This window comes from Haloferax sp. Atlit-6N (assembly GCF_003383195.1).
Taxonomy (GTDB): Archaea; Halobacteriota; Halobacteria; order Halobacteriales; family Haloferacaceae; genus Haloferax; species Haloferax gibbonsii.
Map to the genome: position 1 here is coordinate 1 of NZ_QEQJ01000008.1, position 11,468 is coordinate 11,468.

9 protein-coding genes are annotated in these 11,468 nt (G+C 62.2%); 3 read left to right on the forward strand and 6 right to left on the reverse strand.

The genetic code is table 11. From position 1 onward, the window contains the following. From DEQ92_RS19570 to DEQ92_RS19585, 4 genes are all read right to left on the reverse strand, one after another. A partial coding sequence (locus DEQ92_RS19570; RefSeq protein WP_147299510.1) for an ABC transporter ATP-binding protein occupies positions 1-309 on the reverse strand: 309 nt, incomplete at its 3' end. A gap of 2 nt (positions 310-311) precedes the next feature. Further along, on the reverse strand, positions 312-1,310 hold the full coding sequence (locus tag DEQ92_RS19575) for a carbohydrate ABC transporter permease (protein WP_049904904.1): 999 nt from the start codon (positions 1,308-1,310) through the stop codon (positions 312-314). Then, complete coding sequence (locus tag DEQ92_RS19580) at positions 1,310-2,302, reverse strand: carbohydrate ABC transporter permease (protein WP_004971956.1); 993 nt, start codon at positions 2,300-2,302, stop codon at positions 1,310-1,312. Before DEQ92_RS19580 ends, DEQ92_RS19575 begins: the two co-directional genes overlap by 1 nt. 63 nt (positions 2,303-2,365) lie before the next feature. Further along, on the reverse strand, positions 2,366-3,856 hold the full coding sequence (locus DEQ92_RS19585; RefSeq protein WP_049904903.1) for an extracellular solute-binding protein: 1,491 nt from the start codon (positions 3,854-3,856) through the stop codon (positions 2,366-2,368). A 97-nt stretch (positions 3,857-3,953) separates the two neighbouring features. Between DEQ92_RS19585 and DEQ92_RS19590 the strand changes: the two genes are divergently transcribed. From DEQ92_RS19590 to DEQ92_RS19600, 3 genes are all read left to right on the forward strand, one after another. Beyond that, positions 3,954-5,963 (forward strand): glycoside hydrolase family 15 protein, encoded by a 2,010-nt coding sequence (locus DEQ92_RS19590; RefSeq protein ID WP_199522938.1) that lies wholly within the window; start codon positions 3,954-3,956, stop codon positions 5,961-5,963. A gap of 107 nt (positions 5,964-6,070) precedes the next feature. Then, positions 6,071-7,135: a TrmB family transcriptional regulator gene (locus tag DEQ92_RS19595; RefSeq protein WP_004971946.1), complete on the forward strand. Its 1,065-nt coding sequence runs from the start codon at positions 6,071-6,073 to the stop codon at positions 7,133-7,135. Between the two features lie 235 nt (positions 7,136-7,370). Continuing rightward, a complete protein-coding gene (locus tag DEQ92_RS19600) occupies positions 7,371-8,417 on the forward strand; it encodes a PAS domain-containing sensor histidine kinase (protein WP_115821492.1) in 1,047 nt (348 codons plus the stop codon). A gap of 101 nt (positions 8,418-8,518) precedes the next feature. Here the strand turns inward: DEQ92_RS19600 and DEQ92_RS19605 are convergent, their stop codons facing one another. Continuing rightward, positions 8,519-9,373, reverse strand: coding sequence for an MBL fold metallo-hydrolase (locus DEQ92_RS19605; protein WP_115821494.1), 855 nt, complete (start codon positions 9,371-9,373; stop codon positions 8,519-8,521). A 161-nt stretch (positions 9,374-9,534) separates the two neighbouring features. Beyond that, positions 9,535-11,340 carry a PAS domain S-box protein gene (locus DEQ92_RS19610; RefSeq protein WP_115821496.1) on the reverse strand — a complete coding sequence of 602 codons (1,806 nt, stop codon included), beginning with the start codon at positions 11,338-11,340 and terminating at the stop codon, positions 9,535-9,537. Positions 11,341-11,468: the final 128 nt, after the last annotated feature.

Genomic DNA, 11,468 nt, shown 5'->3' on the forward strand with positions numbered 1-11,468 from the left:
GCGGAGGCGGAGCCCGAAGGAGATGTTGTCGTAGACGTCCATGTGGGGGAACAGCGCGATGTTCTGGAACACCATCGCGACGCCGCGGTCCTTCGGCGGGAGGTTCGTCACCTCGCGGTCACCGATGTGGATTTCACCCTCACTCGGCTTCGTGAGTCCAGCGATACTTTCCATCGTCGTCGACTTCCCACAGCCTGACGGGCCGACAAAGCAGATGAATTCGCCGTGGCCGATGTCGAGGTTCATGTCGTCGACCGCCGTTACGTCGTCGTAGTGCTTGCTTACGTGTTCGAGTCGTACTCGTGCCATTGTTATTCTTTAAGTGCTCCTGCGGTCAGTCCGCTGACGATGCGTTCCTGTGCGATGATGACGAGGACGACGACGGGGATGACCCCCACAACACTCGCTGCGGCCATGAGGTTGTACTGCGTCGTGTACTGAGTCTGGTAGCTGAGAATCCCGCCGACAATCGGCGACCACTTGGACGCTTCGGGTGACGTCGCCATAATCGAGCTGAAAAAGTACTCGTTGTAGACGCTGATGAACGTGAGGACGCCCGCGGTCGCCACGCCGGGTGCCGAAAGCGGCACGATGACGCGGAACAGCGCGCCCAGTCGGGTCGTTCCCTCTACCCGCGCCGCGTCCTCCAACCCGTCGGGAATCTGCCCGTAGAAGGTCGTGAGGATGAATATCGACAGCGGCAGGAACAGCGCGCTGAACGGCATGACCATCGACCCCGGGGTATTCAGTAGTCGCGGCGGCGTGAATAGCGGGACACCTATGAACGGAATCGTTATCGGGGCGTTACCGGCGAACGCCTGAAACAGCGGAATGACGAACGCTGCGGGCGGGAAGTAACTGATTGCGAGGATACCGAGCATCAACAGCGCGCGCCCGGGGAACTCGATTCGCCCGAACACGTAGCCTGCGAGGCTCGCGACGAGGAGGACGATAACCGTCGTCGTGGCAGCTAGCACGAAGCTATTCAGCACGTACAGGTGGAACGGGACCTGTTCGAAGACGGTAACGAACGCTGCCGGATTGAACCCCTTCGGAACGGGGAGCGGGAACGTGCCGCTGACGCCGAATAGGTCGACCGTCGGGAGGAAACTCCCGGAAAGCAGGTTCTCCTGCGGCGTCACCGCGAGGACGAGCAGCCAGTAGAACGGGAACACTGTCGTGACCATGAAAAACGCCATCGCGACGTAGAACAACGCTCGATACACCCGTCGTGGGTTGTGGATCGCATTCCGTGCCCACCGCGCGAGCGGACCGGCATCGTCTGCCGTGCCGTCGGCTTCGCTGGACATTATATCGCGTCCTCCCCCTGCCACAGGATGATTCCCATCACGACGACGCCGATGATGGCCGCTGTCACGAACGCGATAGCGGCGGATGTCCCCTCGTGCGTGTTGAACGTCGAGACGACCATGCAGGAGAGTGATGGGACCACGGTACAGCTCGAGACCGTATCGATGATACCGTACACGCGCATCGCCTGCACCGAGCGGAATAATACTGCAACTCCGATGGTCGGCAGGATGAGCGGGAGCGTGATGTATCTGAACTGCTGCCACTTGCTCGCACCGGCGACGCGGGCCACGTCGTACAGGCTGCGATTGATGCTCTGGAGCCCGGCAAGGATGAGGAGCGCCATGAACGCCGAGGTCTTCCAGATGTCGGCGACGATAATGATGAACGTCGCGCTGATTGTGTCGTTCAGCGTGTTGGTCGGTGCCACTACTCCGAGGTCGGCGAGAATCGGCGTCGCGAATCCGACGTTCGAGTCGAACATCAAGAAGAACATCATCCCCTGGATGACGATTGGAACGGCCCATGGAATGATAATCGCCGCACGGACCCACCGCCGGCCGTAGAAGTCTTGATCTAAGACGAGCGCTTGACCCAGTCCGATGAGGGTCTCGAACAAGACGCTGGCCACGGCGAAGATGAGGGTGATTACGAGGGCGCTATCGAGGAGACTCGCGGCGTCGAATCCGGTCGGGAGGAACGTCGTTCCGCCGGGGAGGAACCGGTTTTTCTCCCCGGTGAACAGCGCGACGTAGTTGTCGAGACCAACGAAACGGACACTAGAGAGGTCGGTCGAGACGGCGTACAGTGACAGCTCGAACGTCCGCAAGAGCGGGTAGATGGCCACGATACCAAGCAGGACGAATACCGGGGTGAGCAGTAGGTACGCGTACTGCGTGTCGCTCAGGTTCTCCAGCCACCGCAAGAAGACGACGACTGGCCCCGACTGCCGTGACTCACGTGCCGGCTCCGCAGCCGTATCGGCGCTCATACTATCCCTCCGAGAGGTGTGGGACTCATGGTTTGATCTGTTGAGTGTGGAGCTCTCAGCTCGTCAGTCGCTTCTCTCAGTCTCTTCGAGGCTGGATTGGAGCGTCGCCATCGCCTCGGCCGAAGACACCTCTTGTCCGACCGCGCGATTTGCTTGTTCTGCGATTTTGCTCGATTGGTTGTTCCAGACCGACGTAACCGGTCGGGCCATCGTGTTCTCACCGGCGACACGGAGCGTGTCCATGTAGTCACCGGTCGGTTCGAGCTCCGCAGCCGTCTCGGAGTTGAACAGGCTCGCCCGCGGCGGTAGCCACCCCTCGACCTCCAGGAGGAACAGTTGGAACTCCTCGCGCATCGACGCTTGGATGACTTGGGTCACAGCGTCGAGCTTCTGGCTGTTCGGGTTGACAGTAATGTGCCAGCCGCCGAGTGCAGAGGTGGACCCACCGGTTCCGGGGAACTGCGCCTCGCTTTCGGGGACGCCGTAGGGAAGCGGCATCGTCCCGAGGTCGTCACCGAACTCCGACGCTGCTTGGTTAATCGCGTACGGCCAGTTGCGGTGGAACACGGCGTTCCCGTCGACGAACGGTGCGAGCGAACTGTCTTCGATCCACCCGAGGATGTTCGTCGGTGTGAAGCCACCGCCGTAGTCGCTGAACTGCCCGTCGAAGCTCTCGTCGTGGACGAACTTTCGCATCATATTCAACGAGTTGACGACCGGGTCCGACTCGACGGTGACGGGTCGTTCGCCGACGGGACCGAAGAGGTTCTCGCGACCACCGAAGTAGGCACCGCCCCACGAAGACAGCACCTCGTTGAAGGTACAACAGGCGGTGCCGACGTAGATATCCCACTGGGTGGTGAAGCCGTAATCGACGCCCGAGAGCTCCTGTGCCTCGGCAGCGATGTTCGACCACCGTTTCCACGTCATCGGCTCGGTGGCCCAGTTCTCCTCGGTCGGATTGTAGCCGGCCTCTTCGACGAGATCTTTCCGGTACAACATCGTCGGGTAGTCGGGGTACAGCGGAACACCGAACAGGTCCCCGCTGGCGGGGTCGATGGCCGTCTCAGTGAACCCGCCGAAGTACTCGTTTTCGATGGTCGAAAGCGCACTCTCGGGGAGAACCTCAGAGAGGTTAGCGAGCTGTCCCCGCTGGATGAAGATGTTCACCCAGCCGTTGTCCATCATGAACATGTCCGGCGTCGTCTCCTGAGAGCTCAAGAGCCGGTTGTACGTCGAGCGACGCTTCCCGCTGTCCGGCTGGCCCGGCTGGAACTCGACGCGGATGTCGTCCGAGAGCCCCCCTTTCTCGTGTAGCGCAGTACGGAGCTGGTCCGCGTGGTCCTGTGCGACAGTCGCGTCAAAGCCCCAGACGACGGTCGTTCCGCCGCTTTCGGACTCACCGACCTGTCCACCGGTCTCGGAGCCGTTGCCGAACATACTCGCACAGCCGGAGAGGCCCGCTGTGACTCCCGTCGCACCTGCAGCGGCGATAAACCGCCGTCGTGAGACGCTCTTCTTCGTCGTCTTGCTCGTCTCTGGGTTCGTTGTCATCGTCCGAATTGTTCATCAAAATAGGCCCACTTATACTTTAGGGATTGTCTTTGAGATATCACAAGAACTTTATCTGAACTCTGTGGCCAGTAGGTGTATGGGACTCCGACGGTCACTCGACGATTACAAGCAGAACGAAGACGCGACCGACGTATTTCCGGGCGAACGGCGCACGCGACAAGGCAGATTCAGCGGGTCGGACCAACGCCTCGTTCACGTTTCACCAGCCGGGTCACTCCGAGACTACTCGTACCCACTTTCGGGCTTCGGCGGCATCGTGTCCTCACGCTTCGGTATCCGTATCGGCGACGCCGTCGAGTGGTTCGATGCGCTCGACGCGGGGTGCCAGACGTACCGAGCGGGCCGGTCGCTCGTCGAGACGACGCACCGTCTCGATGGATTCGACGTGATACAACGCGACGTTACCGATGGACTCGTCCACACGACGACGTTTGAGCTTGGCGACGATGCACCGGAAGATATCGAACTGGTCGGGTTCGTCGAGATCAGCCCGGAGGGGCGAGACGGGCGGGTCGGGCAGCTAGTCCACGACGACGCTATCGAGGTGTACCACAACCGAGAACACGACTATCTCGGCACCTCGACCGAGTTCGTGGAGTGTACGCCCCAAGTGCTCGAGCGGTTCGACGAGATACTCGCCGCGGAATCGCGGTCGTTTCCGGAGTTCGGCGCGTCCGAAGAGTACGAGGAGAGCCGCCTCACCGGCGGCGTTGGTGTCCGCGTCGCTTTCGAGGACGGTGAGACCAGTCTCGTCACCCTGCTGTCGGACATCGAAACGCAGTCGCGCTCGGATGCGCTCTCTGCGGTCGCGACCCGGACGCGACGAACCAACAGCGATTCAGCCGCGCTCCTCGCGACGGCACGGCAGGCAGGACAGTACCCCACGGTCGCGGACCAACTCGTCGCGACTGACCTTTCGGTCCTTGAGTTACTCTCCGCACCGACTGGGGCCCGAATTGCGGGTCCGGACTTCGACCCGTACTACCAGTACTCCGGCGGCTACGGCTACACGTGGTTCCGAGACGACGGAGAAGTTTCGACGTTTCTCTTGGAAGCCGACGAGTCGCTCGGGTTCGATGCAGCCGAGATACACCGACAGAGCGCCGAGTTCTACCTGCGGACGCAGTTACCTGACGGCCGGTGGCCTCACCGAGTGTGGCCGATGAACGGCCGGCTTGCGCCGGGATGGGCGAACGGCCACATCGAGGGCACGGAAACGCAGTACCAAGCCGACCAGACTGCGAGCGTCCTCGTTTTCCTCGCCGAGTACCTCTCGGCGTACCGACAGTCGCTCCGAAACGTCACCGTCGAGGCCATCGAGAACGCGTTACAGTCGGGAGTCGACGGGCTCGACAGTTCGCTGGAAGACGATGGCTTCCCGACGGTGTGCGAAAACGCGTGGGAGAATACGAATGGTCGTTTCACGCACACTGCCGCGAAGTTCGTTCAGGCCTACAGTACGATTGCGGCCGTCACGTGCGATGCGGCCACCAGAGAGCGCGCAGCTACGCGGGCAACGCAGGTTTTCGACGCACTCGATATGGCGTGGTCCCCCGACGAGGGTATCTACGCGCTCCGATTAGACGCCGGTGACGGTGACTTGGACGACCGCGTCGACAGCACTACTTTCTCGCTCGTCGACGCCTATCTCGCCTACCGGGCCATCGAGGACATCGACGAAACGCGACTGCGGCGGCTCGAGCGCCATCTCCACACCGCGTTCTCCAGGCTCTGGAAAGAGACCGACGACATCTCCGGACTCACGCGATTCGAGGGCGATACGTGGCGGCGGCGGGGGCAGGGAAGCGAGAAGGTTTGGACCGTCTCGACGGGTTGGGGCGCGTACGCGGCCGAGAAGTCGATTCGGCTCTTCTCGTCGACCGACGAATACGACCCCGAAAAATGGGCGGACCGGTTGTTCGACGAAATTGACCTCGACGGCAGTCTGTGCCTTCCATCGGGGTACCTCCCAGAGCAGTTCTTCGACACCGGCGCGCCGGACAGCGCGACGCCGTTGGGTTGGTCCCACGCCATTCGACTGGCCACGCACGCGTCCCGTGTCACCCGAGGTACCCGCACCGAGTAGGGTTGTTACACTCGAACAACGGAGTTCGAGGCGGTCACGCGCCGGACAGCACCCTGTCTGTACTCCCATACTAAGGTTTATCCCCCGCCTTGGCCGAACACTTGGGTATGGTGGAAGACGAGGTGGTGGACAGCCTCATGCGGATCGGGCTCTCGGACAAGGAGTCGCGAGCATACGTGACGATACTCCGTAACGGGGCGACGACAATCCGGGTCGTCTCCGAAGAGGCTGACATCTCTAAGAGTTACGCGTACGATATCGTCGGAAAACTCGAGGAGCGCGACCTCATCGAAATCGACGACCACGTCCAACCGACGCAGTTACGAGCGATTCCGCCCGCAGAGGGTATCGACAATCTCGTTTCTCAACTACAGACCGTCGAGTCCCAGTTAGAGGACCTGTTTGACTCCGAGAGCTACGAACAGCAGAAGTTCAGTATCATCAAGTCTCGACGGACGATACTCGCTCAGCTCAACAAGCTGATCGACGCCGCTGAATCCGAACTCGTTCTCGCACTTCCCGCATCGGTTCTTCATCGGGTCGAAGACTCGCTCAGAGATGCCCAGAGCCGGGGAGTATTTTGTATGCTTCTCGTCACGGAGTACGACGGCACGAGTTCGATCGACGGTGCGACCGGGAGTATCATCCAGACGTGGAGCGCCCCGGCACCAGTGACGCTTACCGTTGACCGGGGTGACGGTATCATCGCCTCGGCAGATGCGATACTGAACTCGAACTCGGATGAGTACGCCATCTATCACGCCGAGGAGCATATCGTCTCCTCGTTGTTCGACTCGTTTATCGCCAACTACTGGCCGATGGGCGAGCAGGTGCACGTCGGGTCGAAAAGCCAACTGCCGGCGACGTTCACGAGCTTCCGCCACGCGGTGTTCGACGCGACGCTACATCTGATGGACGGCGCCGTCGTCACGGCCGAGATGGACATCCGTCCCACCCAGAGTAACGCGGCGTTCGAGACGACTACTGGGACGATCGTGGCGGTGAAACAGAGCCTCGTCCGGCCCTTCTCGAACGACTTTCCGACTCAGGAGTCGTTCGTCGTTGAGACGTCTGACGACACGTTTACCGTCGGCGGCTCGAAGGCGTTCTTGGAGGATTTCGAGGCCCGACGCGTCGTTTTCCGGTCGGTCAGCGATACAGAACAGGAATAGCGTTTCCTGCGCGTACTCACCGACCAGTCGCAGTGGACTGCTCCAAGTGGGACTCCTCGGTTATCCTTCCGGTCGGCTCGAGCCGACTTCCTTCGACGTCACTCGATTAGCGCGAACGTCCGGTTTGCTCATCCACGACGGAATCCCACCCTTCAGAACGGAGCTTTGACGCCGGCTACTCCGCCGTCGGACTCCGGGACTGGTACTTATTTCACTCGCCTCGAAACACCCCGGTATGAGTAACAGCTCGCTTGGTCAACGGCGCGATTTCCAGGACCTGTTCGACCAGCTTGATGGGGTCGCGCTTTGGACGGTATCCGCGCCCGGCGAGTTCGACTACATTAGCGCTGGCTTCGAAGACATCTGGGGGATACCACCCGAGGCGGTCATGGACGACATCGCGCTGTTGCTCGACGCCATCCATCCCGAGGACCGCGACCGGGTGCGACAGAATATCGAGGCCTCAGCCCAAGGGGCCCACGACGAGGCGTACGAGGGCCGCGTCGTTCGACCCGATGGGTCGATTCGCTGGGTGCTGACGCGGCAGGTGCTCCTCCGCGATGACGACGGTGACGTCTCGGAGGTCGTCGGCGTCTGTACGGACATCACGGAGCAGAAACGCCGGGAGCGAGAACTCGAACTGCTGAACCGAATCGTCCGCCACGATATCCGCAACGATATGGGGGTCGTACTCGGGTGGGCGGAGATGCTCGAAGACCACGTCGATGATGACAGGAGCGAGTACCTCCAGAAAATCCTCGACAGCGGTGAGCACGTCGTCGAACTGACCGAGGTCGCACGCGACTACGTGGAGACGATTGCATCGAACGAGAGTGTCACTATCGCGTCGGTACCGATTCGCTCGATTCTCGAAACCGAGCTATCGATTCGCAGGGGGTCTTTCCCGGAGGCCACGTTCGTGGTCGAGGGAACGCTCCCCGACGTCGAGGTCGCCGGAAATAGCATGCTCAGTTCGGTGTTTCGGAACCTCCTGAACAACGCCGTCCAACACAACGACAAGGACGCGCCTCGCGTCGAGATCTCGTGTACGGCCCGAGACGACGACGTCGAGGTTCGAATCGCCGACAACGGGCCGGGCATCCCGGACGACAGGAAAGAACTCGCGTTCGGAAAAGGTGAGCGAGGTCTCGGGAGCCCCGGCACGGGTATCGGACTCTACCTCGTCGACACCCTGGTCACGCAGTACGGCGGTTCGGTCCGGGTCGAAGACAACGAACCGACGGGTGCCGTCTTCGTCGTCGAACTCCCGCGAACCGACTGACTCGACCGCGGTTTCTGTGGTACAGTACGACATCGCCGTTGAGTGGGGGCGCCGCGCGACGTCGCCGGTGAGGCAGGAGAATTCGGTGACGTGTTAGAGATTCACTCGCCGCCGAGACGCGCCGGTGGGACGACGCCCGGCCGGCCGAGTCGGAAGCGGTCGCCGACTTCGACCTCCTCGATCACGTGCGGGTACTCGAACGTCGTCGCGGCCTTCGAGAGCGCGCCGGGGTCGGCGTGAATCGAGCGCCAGCGCCGCCAGTGCTCGGGAATCAGGCGGTCGATGCCGAGCGCGTTCGTGGCCTCGACGATCTCGTCCGCGTCGTTGTAGAGCTTGCGCGTGATGACCTCGCCGTCCTGGACGACGCGGGCGTCGGTTCCGTAGGAGAGCATCCCGAGGTCGATGTCGAACTCCGCACCGATCTCGTGGAACGCCTCGCAGGGTCGGTTGTCGCCGCCGTGGAAGATGGTTCCCGTCTCGTGCTCGATAACGTACGTCACCGTGCCGGTCGCGTCCGGGTCGTACCCGCCTCTGACGTGGACGGTGAGGTCGCCGACCTCGTAGCTGTCGCCGGGTTCGACGGCCGTTCGCTTGTCCTCGTCGATCGCGCTCACGTCGAAGTTCTCGTAGCACTCGACGGGCGCGTGGACGTCGCCGCCGTGGTCGAGGAGCGGGCCGAACGAGGGCGGCCAGAAGTGGTCGCGGTGGTCGTGGGTGCAGAAGACCGCGTCGCAGGCGTTCGCCCACTGCGGCTCCATCGGCACCGGCGACATCCGCGCGACGTACTCGCGGTCCCGCTCGGTACTAAAGTAGGGGTCGATATAGATGGCGGTCTCCGGGGTCCGTATCGCCCAGCCGGCGACGCCGAGATACCACAGCGAGACTCCCTCCTCGACGTCGACGCCGTTGAGTTCCTCCCGGGCCCACCACTCGCCCCAGTCGCTCGTAATCGTCATCGTACGCTCCGCGCCGCGCCGCCGGATTCGCCGTGATAGTTCATGTGACAGCGGTCCGCACGGGGCCTGTAAAAGCTTCCGGCGTGAGGAATACGCGCTCGATGCTGACCCCGACAAGTCATCGTACGACGGTCTTCAGACTCATTCCGGTACGCGGGAGCTCAGTTGTCGACGTCGGCGAACGTGACTCCCGTAATCTCGAATCGTGCCCCGCCTGCGTCAGATTCGGCGACGCTAACGTTCCAGCCGTGGGCCTCGGCGACCTGCTTGACGATTGCGAGCCCGAATCCGGTACCCGTACGCGAGGTTGTGCGGCCGGCTTCGAAGATGGTGTCGCGGCGCTCGGCTGGGATGCCGACACCGTCGTCCTCGACGTAGAAGCCGTCCGGAAGTTCACCGACAGTCACCGCCACGCCGTCTCCACCGTGTTCGATGCTGTTCCTGACGAGGTTCTCGACGAGCTGTTGGAGCCGACTTCGGTCAGCGATGACCGTCGCCGTCAAATCCGTCTGGAGTTCAGCGTCGGCCGTTTCGATGGTTCCCCAGCAGTCGGAGACGAGCGGACCCAAGGACACCGGTTCCAGTTCGCCGACGTTGTCGCCCTTTCGGGCGAGCGTGAGCAGGTCTTCGATGAGGTCGTCGATGCGGTTCAACGCCCGCGCGGCGGTCGCAAGACGGTCGCTTTCGTGGTCTTGGCGGGCCAGTTCCACGTTCCCAGCAGCCACGTTCAGCGGGTTCCGGAGGTCGTGGCTGACGACGCTCGCAAACTCGCTCAGCCGCTCGTTTTGGCGCTGGAGCTGTTGCTCTCGCTTTCGCTGTTCGGTCGTGTCGCGATACATCCAGAGGTGGCCGGTCCCCTCGGGGAGTTCGATCGGTTCGTAGCTTCGGTTGAGCGTCCGGCCGTTCGTCAGAGCGACTGTCTCGTTGTGGACCGACTCTGTCCCGGCGATCAGTTCGTCGACGCGCTCGACGAAGCCCTCCGAGTCAACCACGAGTTCGCTTGCCATCTGCGCCAGTTCCCGACAGTCTGCGCCGATGAGTTCCGTCGACGGTTCCGAGACATCGAACAGTTCGACCAGTCGCTCGTTAATCGCGAGGACGGTTCGGTCGCTGTTTTCGGCGAGGACGCCGACCGGGAGCGACCGAATGAGCGTCGAGAGCAGGGCGTTGGTCCGTTCGAGTTCGTCCTCACGGCGGGTTCGCTCGGTCACGTCCTGGAACAACGAGATGATGCCGACGACCGCGCCGTCGTCGTTCGTGATGGTTCGGTTGTGCCACTCACAGCGGATGTGTTCGCCGTCCTTTCGGACGTTCTCGTCGATGCTGTGGTAGCCCCCCTCCGCGACTGCGAGCTGGTCTGTAACGGCGTCGACGTTGTCGTAACTGTCGTCCGCGACGATGAGTTCCCAGCTGTGGCCGCGGAGTTCCGCTTCGGTATAGCCCAGAATCTCCTCGCCGCGCTCGTTGAGCCCGACGATTTGGAAGTCGCTGTCGTACTCGAGGACGCCGAGCGGCGACTGTTCGATGAACAGGGAGAGGCGTTGTTCGCTCGTCTCGAGCGCGCGCCGTGAGCGGTACTGCTCGACCGCGTTTTCGATACGGTTGGCGAGTACGGTGTACTGGCTGGTCCCGTGTTCCTTCTGGAGGTAGTCGGTGACGCCCGCGGAGATTGCGTCGCTCGCGACCTCCTCGCTTCCCTTGCCGGTAAAGAGGATGAAAGGGAGGTCCGGCGCGTCCTCGCGGAGGGCTTCGAGGAAGTCCAATCCGTCGCGCTCGGGCATGTCGTAGTCCGAGACGACGCAGTCGAACTCCGCGTCTGCCACGCGGTCGAGCCCCTCGGCGACCGAGGTGGCCGTCTCGACCCGGAACTGGTCGTGTTCCCGTTCGAGGAACGTCGCCGTCAGTTCGGTGAAGTCCTCGTCGTCGTCGACGTACAAGACGACCACCTCGTCCACTAGCTCGCTCATATCTATCCCGCCTGAATGTTCGCTAAGTGGATACTTAAGGGTGGGCGCGGTCGGAGGGACACGACTCTCCCGTGTCGGAGTAGTTGACCTCCACGCTCAGCGTGACCCGACGAGTCCCAAGAGGGTGA